This window comes from Rhizobium sp. SYY.PMSO (assembly GCF_046840415.1).
In the GTDB taxonomy this organism is placed as follows: Bacteria; Pseudomonadota; Alphaproteobacteria; order Rhizobiales; family Rhizobiaceae; genus Rhizobium.
On record NZ_CP177349.1, the window covers coordinates 3,019,833 to 3,034,061 of the forward strand.

At 63.7% G+C, this 14,229-nt stretch carries 12 protein-coding genes; 8 read left to right on the top strand and 4 right to left on the bottom strand.

Annotated features, from left to right (window positions below):
• Positions 1 to 36: 36 nt before the first annotated feature.
• The 4 genes from ACJJVH_RS14735 to ACJJVH_RS14750 all read left to right on the top strand — a co-directional run bounded on the left by ACJJVH_RS14735 (position 37) and on the right by ACJJVH_RS14750 (position 3,597).
• The gene (locus tag ACJJVH_RS14735; RefSeq protein WP_412064229.1) at positions 37 to 900 is read left to right on the top strand and encodes a DMT family transporter; all 864 of its coding nucleotides are present in this window, start codon (positions 37 to 39) and stop codon (positions 898 to 900) included.
• A 98-nt stretch (positions 901 to 998) separates the two neighbouring features.
• Entirely contained in the window at positions 999 to 1,463 is a 465-nt protein-coding gene (locus tag ACJJVH_RS14740) for a DUF1348 family protein (RefSeq protein WP_412064230.1), read from the top strand.
• A gap of 1 nt (position 1,464) precedes the next feature.
• Positions 1,465 to 2,028: a TetR/AcrR family transcriptional regulator gene (locus ACJJVH_RS14745; protein WP_412064231.1), complete on the top strand. Its 564-nt coding sequence runs from the start codon at positions 1,465 to 1,467 to the stop codon at positions 2,026 to 2,028.
• A gap of 243 nt (positions 2,029 to 2,271) precedes the next feature.
• Entirely contained in the window at positions 2,272 to 3,597 is a 1,326-nt protein-coding gene (locus ACJJVH_RS14750) for a glucoamylase family protein (protein ID WP_112795338.1), read from the top strand.
• A 361-nt stretch (positions 3,598 to 3,958) separates the two neighbouring features.
• Here the strand turns inward: ACJJVH_RS14750 and ACJJVH_RS14755 are convergent, their stop codons facing one another.
• From ACJJVH_RS14755 to ACJJVH_RS14765, 3 genes are all read right to left on the bottom strand, one after another.
• Positions 3,959 to 4,948 carry an Ldh family oxidoreductase gene (locus tag ACJJVH_RS14755; protein WP_412064232.1) on the bottom strand — a complete coding sequence of 330 codons (990 nt, stop codon included), beginning with the start codon at positions 4,946 to 4,948 and terminating at the stop codon, positions 3,959 to 3,961.
• A gap of 81 nt (positions 4,949 to 5,029) precedes the next feature.
• On the bottom strand, positions 5,030 to 6,565 hold the full coding sequence (locus ACJJVH_RS14760; protein ID WP_412064233.1) for an aldehyde dehydrogenase family protein: 1,536 nt from the start codon (positions 6,563 to 6,565) through the stop codon (positions 5,030 to 5,032).
• A gap of 121 nt (positions 6,566 to 6,686) precedes the next feature.
• Positions 6,687 to 7,970, bottom strand: coding sequence for an NAD(P)/FAD-dependent oxidoreductase (locus ACJJVH_RS14765; protein ID WP_412064234.1), 1,284 nt, complete (start codon positions 7,968 to 7,970; stop codon positions 6,687 to 6,689).
• A gap of 208 nt (positions 7,971 to 8,178) precedes the next feature.
• Between ACJJVH_RS14765 and ACJJVH_RS14770 the strand changes: the two genes are divergently transcribed.
• Together ACJJVH_RS14770 and ACJJVH_RS14775 are read left to right on the top strand one after the other, a co-directional pair.
• The gene (locus tag ACJJVH_RS14770) at positions 8,179 to 8,415 is read left to right on the top strand and encodes an Lrp/AsnC ligand binding domain-containing protein (protein ID WP_112795444.1); all 237 of its coding nucleotides are present in this window, start codon (positions 8,179 to 8,181) and stop codon (positions 8,413 to 8,415) included.
• 229 nt (positions 8,416 to 8,644) lie between these two features.
• Complete coding sequence (locus tag ACJJVH_RS14775) at positions 8,645 to 9,847, top strand: glycosyltransferase family 4 protein (protein ID WP_412064235.1); 1,203 nt, start codon at positions 8,645 to 8,647, stop codon at positions 9,845 to 9,847.
• Here ACJJVH_RS14775 and ACJJVH_RS14780 read toward each other — a convergent pair.
• Positions 9,814 to 10,668 (bottom strand): glycosyltransferase, encoded by an 855-nt coding sequence (locus ACJJVH_RS14780; protein WP_113384872.1) that lies wholly within the window; start codon positions 10,666 to 10,668, stop codon positions 9,814 to 9,816. The two genes, ACJJVH_RS14775 and ACJJVH_RS14780, sit on opposite strands and share 34 nt — an antisense overlap.
• 188 nt (positions 10,669 to 10,856) lie before the next feature.
• Between ACJJVH_RS14780 and ACJJVH_RS14785 the strand changes: the two genes are divergently transcribed.
• Positions 10,857 to 12,371, top strand: a complete 1,515-nt coding sequence (locus ACJJVH_RS14785) for a polysaccharide biosynthesis C-terminal domain-containing protein (RefSeq protein ID WP_112795332.1) — start codon at positions 10,857 to 10,859, stop codon at positions 12,369 to 12,371.
• A gap of 10 nt (positions 12,372 to 12,381) precedes the next feature.
• Positions 12,382 to 14,175 (top strand): alpha/beta fold hydrolase, encoded by a 1,794-nt coding sequence (locus ACJJVH_RS14790; protein WP_412064236.1) that lies wholly within the window; start codon positions 12,382 to 12,384, stop codon positions 14,173 to 14,175.
• The last annotated feature ends 54 nt before the right edge of the window (positions 14,176 to 14,229 follow it).

Below are 14,229 nucleotides of genomic sequence, written 5' to 3' on the forward strand. Positions count from 1 at the left end.
GCCGATACCGTCCGGGATCAAGAAGGAGCATGCGCAATGGACAAGACGACGACGGGATGGATCTACGGTTTGACGGGAGTGTTGATCTTCAGCGGTTCGCTGCCGGCGACGCGGGTGGCCGTCATGGATTTCGATCCGCTGTTCCTGACCGTCGCCCGCGCCGTGATCGCCGGCCTGCTCGGCCTGTGCCTGCTGCTCGCCTTTCGCGAGAAGCGCCCGGCCCGCGGCGACATCGTCTCGCTTGCCATCGTCGCCCTCGGTTGCGTCGTCGGCTTTCCGCTGTTGACGGCGCTGGCGCTCAAGCACGTCACCTCCGCCCATTCGATCGTCTTCATCGGACTGCTGCCGCTGGCAACGGCCATCTTCGGCGTGCTGCGCGGCGGCGAGCGGCCACGGCCGGCCTTCTGGATATTCTCCACCGTCGGCAGCGCGCTCGTCAGCGGCTATGCGCTGGCTCAGGGCGTATCGGCCTCGCCCGTCGGCGATCTGCTGATGCTTGCGGCCGTCATCGTCTGCGGCCTCGGCTATGCCGAAGGCGCGGTACTGTCGCGCCGGCTCGGCGGCTGGCAGGTCATCTGCTGGGCGCTGGTCCTGTCCCTGCCCGTCACCATCGCACTTTGCTTGATCACCATGCCGCATACTCTCGACGGCATCGGCGAACCGGCCTGGATCGGCCTTACCTACGTGTCGTTGTTCAGCATGCTGATCGGGTTCGTCTTCTGGTATCGCGGGTTGGCGCAAGGCGGTATCGCGGCGGTCGGCCAATTGCAGTTCCTGCAGCCCTTCTTCGGCTTCGCGCTCGCCGCAGCCCTGCTCAAGGAGAGCGTCAGCTGGTCGATGCTCGTCGTCACGATCGGCGTCGTCGCTTGCGTTGCCGGCGCCCGGAAGTTCGCACGCTGAGATATCGGCTGCCATGCCGGCCGAAAGAAAACCGTGCAGCTTGATTTTCTAGACCGTTCGGTCTATTTAAAACCGAACGGTCTAGAAGGAGCCAATCTATGCCCAGCCCGCTCACCCCGCCTTTCACGCGCGAAACCGCCATCGCCAAAGTCCGCATGGCCGAGGACGGCTGGAACAGCCGCGATCCGGAGCGCGTTTCCAAGGTCTACACCGAAGACAGCCAGTGGCGGAACCGCGCCGAATTTCCGCGCGGCCGCAAGGAGATCGTCGAGTTCCTGACGCGCAAATGGGCAAGGGAGCTGGATTACCGGCTGATCAAGGAGCTCTGGGCGTTCGACGGCAACCGCATCGCCGTACGTTTTGCCTATGAGTGGCACGACGACAGCGGCCACTGGTTCCGCTCCTATGGCAACGAGAACTGGGAATTCGATGGCGACGGCCTGATGCAGCGCCGCTTTGCCTCCATCAACGACATGCCGATCCGGCAGGAGGACCGGAAATTTCATTGGCTGCTCGGCCGCCGGCCGGACGACCATCCCGGCCTCTCCGATCTCGGCCTTTGAGATGGCGCGTACCGTCTTCGAGAAATTCGACGCCATTGCCCTTGTCGCCGAGGTCTTCCGCGAGCTCGGCTACGAGGGGGCGTCGATGAGCGAGATTACCGCCCGCACGAAACTGTCGAAGGGCAGCCTTTATCACTTCTTCCCCGGCGGCAAGGAGCAGATGGCGGCGGAGATCATGGCCCATATCGATGCCTGGTTCGCGACGGAGATGTTCGGGCCGCTGGAGGAGGAAGCACCGCGCGCGGCCATTGCCCGCATGTGGGAGACGACGGACAGCTATTTCCGCTCCGGCCGCCGCGTCTGCCTGATCGGCGCCTTTGCGCTGGACGAAACGCGCGATCGTTTTCCCGCCGCTATCCGTGGCTATTTCCATCGCTGGATCGATGCGCTCGCCGGCGCCCTGACCAGAACCGGCTTGCCCGGCGCGGCAGCGAAGGCGCTCGCCGAAGAGGCCGTCATCGGCATTCAGGGTGCATTGACGCTCGCAAGGGCGCTCGGAGACGACACGATTTTCGGCAGAACCCTGGCAAGGCTGAAGCGGACGCTGGAAGCCGCATCGGGATAGCGCCCCAGACCGGCGCGAATCACCGCCCGTCCAGGTCCCCGTGTGTCGCGGAAGGACGATTCGCGCGGTTCGGCAGACCGGAAAACTGTTGAAAAACGCACGCCCGATACCGGGAACAGCGCATAATGCCCTGATCTTAAACAATTCTCCATAAATGCATGCAATATTAACCATGTTTGATTTGCAACTATCCAAGCTCTCGTGCTCAGCAAGGAACGGGAGCGCCGAGGAGACGGATAGACGATGCTGCAACAGGTAAACGACACCGACGATGCCCTGATCGATCGACTGCAACGCTCGGCGTTCGACTATTTCATGCTCTATACCAACCCGGAAAACGGGCTGGTGGCGGACACCTCCATCAAGACGAGCCATTGCAGCATTGCCGCGGTCGGCTTTGCGCTGTCGAGCTATCCGGTTGCCGTCGAGCGCGGCTGGATCGGCCGCGCCGATGCGGCAAAACGGGTGCTGGCGGCACTCGATTTCTTCGCCGACAGCCAGCAGGGAACCGAGCGTGGCGCCACCGGCCATCGCGGTTTCTACTACCACTTCCTCTACATGGAGACCGGCAAGCGCGCCTGGAACAGCGAGCTTTCGACCATCGACACCGGTCTTCTGCTGCTCGGCGTCTTGACCGCAGCCGCCTATTTCAACGGCTCCTCCCAGGTCGAGCGCGATCTCCGCAAGCAGGCGAAATTCCTCTACGAGCGTTGCGACTGGCACTGGGCCCTGAACAAGGGGCAAACCATCAGCATGGGCTGGAAGCCGGCCAGCGGCTTCCTGCGCTGGCGCTATCAGGGTTATGACGAAGCGATCTTCCTCTATGTGCTGGCGCTCGCCTCGCCCACGCATGCGATCCCATCCTCAAGCTACGACGCCTTTGCATCGACCTATACCTGGATGATGTTCAAGGACGCGCCCTTTCTGTATGCCGGGCCGCTGTTCATCCACCTCTTCTCGCATGCCTGGATCGATTTTCGCGACATTCGCGACAAGCATGTGGCCGACAAGGATACCGACTACTTCCGCAACACGCAGACGGCGATCGCCGTGCAGCGCGATTACACGGAGCGCAATCCCGGCCACTTCGCCGGCTATACGAAGGACATCTGGGGCCTCTCCGCCTGCGACGGCCCAAACCCGACAGGCACCAAGCATAGCCTCCGCTACGCTCCGAAGGTTTTCGGCTATGCGGCCCGCGGAGCCCCGCTCGGCCCGGACGATGGCACCATCGCGCCGTGGGGCCCGCTGTCCTGCCTTGCTTTCGACCGTCAGGCCGCCCTCGATGGAACGAAGGCCCTGCTTTCGACCTATCCCAATCTGCTGCTCGACGGCCGTTTTCCGGGCGGTTTCAACCCGAGCATCAAAGGCTCCGGCCCCGAAGGCTGGGTGGACGACCGTTCGGTCGCCATCGATCAGGGCCTGCTGGTCATGATGATCGAAAACGCCCGCACCGGCATGATCTGGAACCTGATGCGGCAGTCGCCGATCCTTCGCACCGGACTGGAACGCGCCGGCTTCACCGGCGGCTGGCTGAACGAGAAGAAGGCAAAGCCCGCCATCGCGTGATCTGCGGATCGCGGTGGCCATCAGATGTTTCTGTCGACACAGCGACTGCCTGACCCCTCACCCTAACCCTCTCCCCACTTGTGGGGCCGGCTATCGCATGTGAGGTGAGATCGTTGCCGCGCCCCCTTCTCCCCTCGGGGAGAAGGTGCCGACAGGCGGATGAGGGGGATTTGCCAAGGGCCTGAAGGACCGTTGTTTCAAAGCGATTGCCCCCTCATCCGACCCTTCGGGCCACCTTCTCCCCCGGGGGGGGGGAGGGACAAGCCGCTCTGGTCGGCACCATATGCGATGGCCCCGCCCGGGTAAGGGCCGTGCTGAGAGAGCGACAAAACACACTCACCCGACTATCGTCCTCACCACATCAAAGACGCTCTATCGCCGAAACCACTTCATCCTCAACGAAGATCCCCTCGCTGAGCGCGAGACGCCGCGAACCCTGCCCGCGCCGGCCCGGCAGGCGAACATTGGGATCGCGGGTGATCTCGCCAGCCAGCAAGGCCAGCCGCTGTGCCGTATCGGCGGCGCTCGCCGCCGCCGGATTGATGGCAATGATCGTGTGGCCGAGAGCCGGCGGAGCGCCTTTGTCGTCGAAGAGCGACGAGGATTCGAAGGAGTAGTTGGCGCCCGTCAGGCCGGCGGCCAGAATTTCCACCATGAGAGCGAGCGCCGCCCCTTTCGAATCCCCGGCGGGAATCATCGTGCCGGCCAGCGCCTCCTCGGCATTCGTGGTTGGCCTGCCCTCCCGGTCGAACGCCCAGTCTACCGGGATCGAAGCGCCCTGCTGCCGTGCGGCCATCACCTTGCCGCGCGCCACCCTCGACAGGGCGAGATCGATGACGACCGGCTCGTCATCGGGCAGCGGCGCAGCAAAGGCGATCGGATTGGTGCCGAAGACCGGCGTCCTGCCGCCCCAGGGTGCCATGGCCGCCGGGGCATTGGCGACCATCAATGCCACAAGCCCCTGATCGGCGAAACGCTCCACCGTCAGGCCCATGACGCCGGCATGGTGCGAGCGGCTGATGGCGGCAAGCGCGATCCCCTGCTCGCGGGCAATCTTCGGAAGCTCGGCAACGGCAAGGTCGAGCGCCGGATAGGCATAGCCGTTGCCGGCATCGATGCGCAGTACGGCCGGGAAGGGCCGGCTCGCCCGCGGCACGGCGAAACCATCGGTCTTGCCGGCCTTAGCCTGTCCGGCGTAGGCCACCACCCGCCGCAAACCGTGACCGCCCTGCCCGGCAGCTTCCGCCGCCACGAGCGCAACCGCGACCGAACGGGCATTCGCCGCATTCACCTTGCTTCGCTGCAGCGCTTCCGCGACCAGCGTCTCGGCTTCGGCAAGCGACAGATGCATGAGGCAAGACCTTGAAACGAACAGGGAGGACAAAGGTTTTTACGCCTTCATCCTCCCCATCGCAATGCAGCAGAGCTTTGCTTACGCCACGTCGAACTTGACGCCCTGGGCGAGTGGCAGCGTGCGTCCGTAATTGATCGTATTGGTCGCCCGGCGCATATAGGCCTTCCAGGCATCCGATCCGGATTCGCGGCCGCCGCCGGTTTCCTTCTCGCCGCCGAAAGCACCGCCGATCTCGGCGCCGGATGGGCCGAGATTGACGTTGGCGATGCCGCAATCCGAACCGCGCGCAGAGACGAACGTCTCGGCCTCGCGCATGTCGTTGGTGAAGATCGAGGACGACAGGCCCTGCGGCACGGCATTGTGCAGCGCGAGCGCCCTGTCGAAATCGCTGTACTTCATGACATAGAGGATCGGCGCGAAGGTTTCCTGCTCCACCGGACCGGTCTGCTCGGGCATCTCGACCAGCGCCGGCCGGACATAGAAGGCATCGGCGGAACCGTTTTCGACGCGCTCGCCGCCGGTGATGGTGCCGCCGGCCGCTTTCGCGGCGGCGAGAGCCGCCTGCATGCGGTCGAAGGCCTGCCGGTCGATCAGCGGACCGACAAGGGTTCCCGCTTCAAGGGGATTGCCTATTGTCACCGAACCATAGGCTTTCCGCAGGCGCGGCACGAGCTGGTCGTAGACGCTTTCGTGGACGAAGAGACGGCGCAGCGTCGTGCAGCGCTGACCCGCCGTGCCCATCGCGGAAAAGGCGACGCCGCGCAAGGTCAGATCGAGATCGGCCGTCGGGCAGACGATGGCGGCATTGTTGCCGCCGAGTTCGAGGATCGCGCGGGCGAAACGGCCGGCCAGACGCGGGCCGACCGCACGGCCCATGGCCGTCGATCCCGTTGCCGAAACCAGCGGCACCTGCGGATGATCGACCAGCTGTTCGCCGAGATCGCGGCCGCCGATCAGGAGGGTCGAAAGATTGGCCGGCGCTTCGCCGCCCTCGGCGACATAGCGCTTCAGCGCCTTTTCGAACAGCGCCTGCACGGCGAGCGCCGTCAGCGGCGTCTTCTCCGACGGCTTCCAGATGGTGGAATTGCCGCAGACGATGGCGAGCGCCGCATTCCATGACCAGACGGCAACGGGAAAATTGAAGGCCGAGATGATGCCAATCGCGCCCAGCGGATGCCAGCTTTCCATCATCCGGTGTTCCGAGCGCTCGGTGGCGATGGTCAGGCCATAAAGCTGGCGCGAGAGTCCCACGGCGAAGTCGCAGATATCGATCATCTCCTGCACCTCTCCGAGGCCTTCGGAGGTGATCTTGCCGACCTCGATGGAAACGAGGCGGCCAAGAGCGGCCTTGCCGGCGCGCAGTTCCTCGCCGAGCAGGCGGATCAGCTCTCCGCGCTTCGGCGCCGGCACATTGCGCCATGCAAGGAATGCCTCATGCGCCTTGTCGATCGCAGCCTTCGCCTCGGCGACCGAGTGTTCTCTGAGGCGGCCGATTTCGGCGCCGGTCACCGGAGAGGTGACGGCGAGCGTGCCGCCGGTGTAGCGATCGGCCGAAACGCCGATATCAGTCAATAGTGCCTTGGTCTCGGCAGCAAGATCTGATGTCGCGGTCATCGTGTTTCCTCTTCTCATGATGCTGGTTCGGTTGCCGTTTCAAGAACGGCTCAGCGTTTCATCTCTTCGTCTTCACGCAATTCCGGAGGGAAAACCGCTCGGCAATTTTCCCGGAATTTCCCTAGACCCTGGCGCCGACAAGATGCGCCGCTTGGGCGCCGGCTTCGTACCACATTTCCTTCATGGCCCTGAAGCTCGGCTCGACGACGTCCGTCACCGGCAGCGGCAGGTCGGCCTCGGAAATCTGCCCGAGAATATGGCCGGCAAGCACCTTGCCGAAGACGGTGCCCGGCGCGATGCCGCGGCCGTTGTAGCCGGAGAAGCCGACGACATTCTGCGCCAGCCTGTGGAAACGCGGCAGTGCATTGTCGGTCATGCCGATCTTGCCATACCATTCGCATTCGAAGGGAATGTCGCCGAGCTGCGGGAAGAGCTTCCTGAGCGAACGCCGGGCCCAGCTCTTATGAATGGCAAGGCCGGTGTTGCGCAGAGCGCCGACACTGCCGAAGACGAGCCGGCCGGCCTGATCCATGCGGAAGGACGAGAGGACCTCCTTGGTGTCCCACGCCCCTTCCCGCCCCGGCAGGACGGATTTGCGCAGGTTGTCGCCAAGCGGTACGGTGGCGAAATTGAAATAGGGCAGATGCACCTGTTCGTTTCGCACTTTCTCCCAGGGACCGGTGCTGTAGGCGTCCGTCGCGACGACGATCCAGTCGGCGCTGACCTTGCCGGCGGCGGTCGAAACTGCCCATTTCGCGCCGGTCTTTTCGAAGGCCGTCACACGGCTGCCGGTATGAACGGCAACGCCCGCCTTGACCACGGCATGGGCAAGGCCCCGCGCATAGGCAAGCGGCTGGAGCGTGCCGGCGCGCATGTCGAGCAGCGCGCCCGCATAGGCAGAACTGCCGATCCGGCGTTCCGTCTCCCGCGCATCGAGCACCGTCACCGGTGCGCCCCGCTTTGCCCATTGCCGGGCGCGCTCCTCGATTTCCTTCAACCCGTCGGGTCCGACGGCGCAATGCAGCGTGCCGTTGCGCTCCAGCTCGCAGGCGATGCCGTGCTTTTCGATCAGCGACATCACCAGCTTCGGCGCGTTGCCGAGCACGTCGAGAAGCCGCTCGCCATGGACCGTTCCAAGTTCGCCCGGCAGATCGTCCGGCATCACCCACATGCCGGCATTGATCAGGCCGACATTGCGCCCGGCGCCGCCGAAGCCGATCTCGTTGGCTTCCAGCAGCACCACGCTCGTGCCGGCTTCCGCCAGATGCAGCGCCGTCGAAAGGCCGGTATAGCCACCGCCGACCACGACGACATCGGCGGACACCTCGCCGGAAAGCGGCTTCGTTGCCGGCGGTGGCGGGGCGGTCTTTTCCCAAAGACCATGGGAGCGTGGGTCATTCAGCATGAAATAGGTCCGTTCGACAGAAATGTTGGCGTCAATCTAGCGCTACGCCCAAAATTGCGGAAGCGGCAAGAGCGACATCCCGTGGACAGAGAAAAACTTGCATGGCGACGGCGCTTTCGACCATTATAGAGGACAGGGCCGGCCGCCATCATGGCCGCAGATAAAAGCATGCCGTCACCGCGGCTGCGGACACAAGCAGGATACCCTCATGAAGCCTATTTTCGTTCAGCTCCAGTGCTCTCCCGGCAAGACCTACGAAGTCGCCGACGCAATCTACCAGACGGAGCTGGTTTCGGAGCTGTATTCCACCAGCGGCGAATACGACCTGCTGATGAAGGTCTACATCGCCGAAGAGCAGGATATCGGCAAGTTCATCAACGACCATATCGCCAACATCCCCGGCATCATTCGCTCGCTGACCACGCTGACCTTCCGAGCGTTTTGATAGGGCGGGACTTCGGGTCTGAATATCACAATTAAATCCATGCTGGGGCGGGGGCAGTTGCTCAACGCCCCCACATTAACCCTCTCGCCCGAAACCGCCCGGCTTCCCGCGCAAGATTAAGCCCTTTTTAACCGCCCCGGTGATCTGCTTTGCCGACTGATCAAAGGGCGGCGCGCTGCAGCGCCGGATTGCCGGCGACAGGCGCGGCATAGGGGTCGAGGGTGGATCGATGACATCGGCGGTTGCGGATAATCAGGCAAACAAGCAGGCCGGGCCGCTGATCGTTCATGTCGTGCGCCAGTTTCTGCCGAACAAGGGCGGCCTGGAAGACGTCGTCGCCAATCTCTGCCGCCAGCTGGTCGCCCGCGGCTATCGCGTGCGCGTCGTCACCTGCAACAGCCTGTTTTCCGATCCCGGCCGGGAGCTCGCGGAACACGAAACCATCGACGGCATAGAGATCGTCCGCATCCCGTGGTCCGGTTCCAGCCGCTATCCGTTGGCTCCAAAGGTTTTTCGCCACCTGGCAGATGCCGACCTCGTTCACGTTCACGCCGTCGATTTCTTCTTCGACGCGCTTGCCTGGGGCAAGCTCATGCATGGGCGGCCCATGGTCGCCACCACGCATGGCGGCTTCTTCCACACGCAAAAATACGCCGCCATCAAGAAACTCTGGTTCAATATCGCCACGAGGCTTTCGGCGCTCGGCTACCATTCCCTGATCTGCTGCAGCCAGTCCGACGCGCGGCTCTTTTCCCGCATCGCCAAAAGCCGCGTCCGCCTGATCGAAAACGGCGCCGATGTCGGCAAGTTTTCCAATTGCGCCGCCTTGGAAGCACGCCGCCGCATCGTCACCATCGGCCGCTTCTCGGTCAACAAGCGGCTCGACCACCTGCTCGACGTCATGAAGGCGTTGGCGGCCCGGCATGACGGCTGGCATCTCGATATCATCGGCGCAGAATCGGACCTCGGTCGGCCGATGCTGGAACAGGAAATCGCGGCTCGCGGTCTGGAGCGGAATGTGGCGCTGCATATCTCGATCGACGACTGTTCGATCCGCAACATCATCGCCCGTGCCTCGCTCTTCGCCTCCGCCTCCGAATATGAAGGCTTCGGCCTGGTGGCGATCGAAGCCATGAGCGCCGGCCTGCTGCCGGTGCTGAACGCCAACGAAGCCTACAAGGCGATGGCCGAAACCCATCCGGCCCTCATGCTCTCGGATTTCTCCGATGCGGAGGCGACCGCGGACACCCTCACCGCTGCATTCGAGCGCCTGCAGGCCGACGACCTGACCTTGCGGCAGGAACTGCTGCACGATGCCCGCGCTTACGCCTGGGACGAGGTCGCTCAGCGTTACATGGATGTCTATGCCGAGACCCTGACGCCGAAAGGCGCGTCGCCTCAGCTCCTGCGCCAGCGCGGCCAGGCGGCGTAACCTTCCAGAATGCCCGCAAGCCAGGCGCGCTTGTAGCGCGCCGCGTCAAGGTTGAAACGCGCCAGCGCCGCCAGCCATCCGGCGACCGGCCGAAACAAACGATAGCCGACATAATAAAAGGGAAAGGCCTGCTTGCGCATCAGGGCGCCGAAACCGCGCCCGTATTTGCGGGCGCGCTCCACCTGCCGCGGCCCGTATTCGCTGGTGACTTGATCGTGATGGACGACGAGTTCCGGAAAGAACACCGCTTCCCTGCCGGCGGCAAGCGCGCGCAGCAGAAAATCCGCCTCCTCACCGCTTTGAAAGGGCGAATCCGAGCCGACGCCGAGATCCTCGTCGAAACCGCCGATGTCGGCCAGTGCCGCGCGGCGCACGAAGATGCCATTGGAGTTGCCGCATCTCAGATAGTTCCAGCGCGTCAGCGCAAGCCGCGTCTCGCCCGTCGGGCTGACGGAGGGAAGCCCCTCGGCATCGAGCGTGCGCCCCGTGACGATCGAAAGCTCTGGATGGGCGGCAAACAGCGTCGCGGCCGTCGAAAGCGTATCGGCTTCGTACCAGCAGTCGTCATCGGGAAAGCAGACATAATCGCCTTCAGCGACCGCCATGCCGTTGTTGCGCGCCCGGGAAAGTCCCTTCGGCGAACGGATATGGCGAATGCGGAAGGAAGGAGAAAAGCCGTCGATCAGCGCCTGCAGCCGGTCGTCCGCATTCTGGTCGACGACGATCACCTCGAACTCCCTGAGGCGTTGCCCGGCCAACGAACGGAAAAGCCGCTCCAGCTGATCGAAACGATCGATCGTGCAGACGATAAGGCTGAACAATGAAACCCTCCGCACAAGCCCCGAAGGCGGCCAATATCAGAAGGAAGAATATTAGCCGAAGTAAAAAATGAACTTAGAGCAGCATTAAGCCCTAAATATTAAGGCATATGAAATAGAGCTGACGCTATTCCCGCGAAAAACCGGATACATGCGGTAAGTTCCGGCGATTTGAGGAGCAGTCTGTCTTCATGACGAAGAGCATAATGGCAAATTCGGCTTTGAACGCGGCAGCGGGATTGACCCTGCTCGCGACCGGCTTTGTCTGTTCGATCATCGCAGCGCGCCTGCTCGGCCCGGAGGCGAACGGCATCATCGCTTTCTCCCTGTGGCTGACGGCGACGGGCGCGCTCATCGCCGAACTTGGCGCCGGCGTCACGTTGCTGCGCGTCCTGCCGCAATTGAAGGGGCAGGGCTATTCCACGGAGGAACGGCGAGGCTTCGCCGCCTATCTCCTGCAGCCGACGATCCTCGCGACCCTGATCCTGCTCGCCGGCTATGCGGCTTATTATTGGGATACGGAGCGCTTGCACTGGGCCGGCGATGCATCCTCCGTCATCGTCATTACCGGCGTATTCTTCGTCCTTCAGTCGCTTGGCGCCTATAGCAAGAACTATCTGATCGGCGAGCAGCAGCTCGGCGCCTTCCTGCGCATTACCGTGACGAGTTCGGCGCTGCAGCTCGCCACCGTTCTGCTGGGAGCCATCTTCTTCGGCGTCAGCGGCGCACTGGCCGGCTATGCGGTCGGCCAGCTGCCCATGTTCATCGCGACGCTCAGAATCGCGATTGCGCGCAGGAACAGCTGCGGCGTCGGCCTCTCCGCTCTCATCAGCTCGTCGCTCATTCTCTCGATCGAATTAATCAACAGCTCGATCTTCCTCAATCGCATCGAGCTTGTGTTCCTGCAACATTACTGGGGGATCGAAGCGGTCGGCTTCTATGCCGTCGGCCTGTCGCTCGCCAATCTGGCGCTGCAGCTGCCGGTGCAATTGAGCGGCAGCCTGCTGCCCTATTATTCCGAGCAGATGCAGGCGCGGGCATCGAACAAGCTTCCGGTCCATGTCTTTGCCGGCGTGGCGCGCAGCATAGCCTATATTACCCTGCCGATGAGCTTCGGGCTTGCCGCCATCGCACCCGAGCTCGTGGTGACGGTCTTCGGCCCGCCCTTCGCCCCGAGTGGAAACATGGTCGCGCTGCTGTCCCTGACCGCCGTGCCTTACGTCTGCATGCTGATATGCACGCAATATCTCTATTCGCTCGACCGCATGCGCGAACGCACCGTCATCGGCGGCATCGCCAGCGCCATCATGGTCGGCGGCTGCCTGATCGCGGTGCCCTTCTACGGCGGCGAAGGCGCCGCGCTGGTCCGCTTTGTGGCCTATAGCTCCCTGTGCCTGCTGATGGTACGCCGCATGGAATTCGAGGGATCGACGCGGGACATGCTGGTCAACCTTGCAAAAGTCACGGTTGCCGCCATTCTGTGCGCGGCCGCAGCCTATGGTTTCACGCAGGCGCTGACCGGTGTGGTCGGCCTTGTGAGCGCCGTCATCGCCGGCGCCGTGGTCTATGGCGTCGCGCTCAGGTTGCTGAAAGCCGTTCCGCCCGAAGATATCGACATCTTGCAGAAGGTCGCAACGCGACTACCTGCCCGGGCTCATCCAATTGCCACTCAGGCTCTGGCTCTACTGGCGCCACGCCGAATGTGAGGAGACGATCATGGCTGGTTGGGGAGCCGCCGAACAACAGAACACAGGCAAGCAGGTGAGATCGGCAGCGCTACCGGTGACTTTCGCAGACACCGTCGGCCTGTTCATGCCGGCCGTTGCGCCTTCGCGCGACGCTGCCGTCCTGTTTCTCAGCCCCTGGGGCTTCGAGGAGATGTGTGTCCGCAAGTTCTGGCGCATTCTGGCGGAAGATCTTGCCGATACCGGCATAGCCAGCTTGCGTTTCGACTATCCCGGCACCGGCGATGCGCTCGATGTCGCCGACGAAGGTCTGGCGGCGTGGGTGGAAGCCGCGCTTGCCGCCGCTGCGGAACTGAAGGCGCTTTCCGGCTGCGAACGGCTGATCCTCGTCAGCCAGGGTCTTGGAGGAACCATCGCCGCCACGCTCGGCGAACGCCTTTCCGGCGTTGACGGCATCGCCTTCCTCGCGCCCGTCATATCGGGCCGCGCCTATCTGCGCGAACTGACCGTCTGGTCCAGGATGATCGACGAAAGCATGGGTCTCTCGGAAGCGCAGCGCCAGACGGAGGGCGTCACGGTCGCCAGCCTGCGCATGCCGGACGGCATCGCCGATGTGGTGAGGAAACTGAACCTCATGACGCTCGACCGGCTCGGCACGCCGAACTGCCTCGTGCTGACGCGGCCCGCACGGCCGGGAGACATCGACTTCGCGCATCATGTCGAAACCCTCGCCTCCCATGTCGAGCAGGCCGTCTACGAAGGGTACGACGATCTCGTGTCGAACCCCACCGTCGCCACCATGCCGATGGCAGCCGGCCGGAAAATAGTCGAGTGGGCCCGGTCGGTCGCTACCCGACCCGCTGCAATCGGATCGGCGGGCCTCATCCCGCCCGCCGCCGAACCTCTCGCCGGCGAAGGCTTTCGCGAGACGCCGGCCCGCTTCGGCAAGGGCGAGCGCATGTTCGGCATTCTCTGCGAACCGCAGGGCGCCCGCACAGGCGCGACCGCACTGCTCCTGACGACGGCCTATGACAGGCACGCCGGCTGGGGCCGGATGTCCGTCACCATGGCGCGCGCGCTCGCCCGCGACGGCATCGCCTCGCTGCGTTTCGACACGGCCAATGTCGGGGACAGCCCGCCGCTTTCGGGGGCACCCGAACAGGTGCTCTATTCCCGCGAGCAGTATCGGGATGTCGCCGAGGCACTGGACTTTCTGGAGGCGAAACGCCTGCTGCCAGCCTATCTCGTGGGACGCTGCAGCGGCGGCTACCTCGCCTTCCAGGCGGCAGTGCGCGATGCGCGCTGCGATGGGCTCGTCACCGTCAACCCCTACAGCTTCCATTGGGATGAGAGCAAATCGGTCGACGAGGCGCTGCGCTTCGCGCCCCGGTCGTTGGAAACCTATGGCCGGAAACTCCTGCAGAGGGAAACGCTGAAGCGGCTGTTCGGCGGCCAGATCGACGCGAAAAACGCCATGCTCAACATGGCGACGGGACTGGCCCGGCGCGGGATGCGAACAAGCCGCCGGCTGCTGGGCGCATTTCCTTTCTTCGCCGCCGCGCAGGGGCCGGTGCTCAGCGGCTTCCGCGCGCTCGCCAGGCGCGGCGTCGACATGTCGCTGATCTACAGCGCCCACGACATCGGCCTCGATCACCTGCATGACCAGTTCGGCGAGAACGGCGCGGGACTGAAGCACTTCCCGGACATACGCCTCACCATCATTCCCGAAGCGGACCATAATCTCAGCCCGCCCTATGCGCGCAAGGTGTATCTGCGAGAGGTCAGGGAGATGGGGTTGAGGCTCGGCAAGCCGGTGACGCCGTAAGCGGAAAGTCGCCGGAAATATTCGCCACATCCGATCCTTGCTGTATAGTCGAAC

Excerpts from the sequence above, each read along its gene's own strand:
- ACJJVH_RS14735 (WP_412064229.1), top strand. The coding sequence starts at position 37 with ATGGACAAGACGACGACGGGATGGATCTACGGTTTGACGGGAGTGTTG.
- ACJJVH_RS14740 (WP_412064230.1), top strand. The coding sequence starts at position 999 with ATGCCCAGCCCGCTCACCCCGCCTTTCACGCGCGAAACCGCCATCGCC.
- ACJJVH_RS14745 (WP_412064231.1), top strand. The coding sequence starts at position 1,465 with ATGGCGCGTACCGTCTTCGAGAAATTCGACGCCATTGCCCTTGTCGCC.
- ACJJVH_RS14750 (WP_112795338.1), top strand. The coding sequence starts at position 2,272 with ATGCTGCAACAGGTAAACGACACCGACGATGCCCTGATCGATCGACTG.
- ACJJVH_RS14755 (WP_412064232.1), bottom strand. The coding sequence starts at position 4,948 with ATGCATCTGTCGCTTGCCGAAGCCGAGACGCTGGTCGCGGAAGCGCTG.
- ACJJVH_RS14760 (WP_412064233.1), bottom strand. The coding sequence starts at position 6,565 with ATGACCGCGACATCAGATCTTGCTGCCGAGACCAAGGCACTATTGACT.
- ACJJVH_RS14765 (WP_412064234.1), bottom strand. The coding sequence starts at position 7,970 with ATGCTGAATGACCCACGCTCCCATGGTCTTTGGGAAAAGACCGCCCCG.
- ACJJVH_RS14770 (WP_112795444.1), top strand. The coding sequence starts at position 8,179 with ATGAAGCCTATTTTCGTTCAGCTCCAGTGCTCTCCCGGCAAGACCTAC.
- ACJJVH_RS14775 (WP_412064235.1), top strand. The coding sequence starts at position 8,645 with ATGACATCGGCGGTTGCGGATAATCAGGCAAACAAGCAGGCCGGGCCG.
- ACJJVH_RS14785 (WP_112795332.1), top strand. The coding sequence starts at position 10,857 with ATGACGAAGAGCATAATGGCAAATTCGGCTTTGAACGCGGCAGCGGGA.
- ACJJVH_RS14790 (WP_412064236.1), top strand. The coding sequence starts at position 12,382 with ATGGCTGGTTGGGGAGCCGCCGAACAACAGAACACAGGCAAGCAGGTG.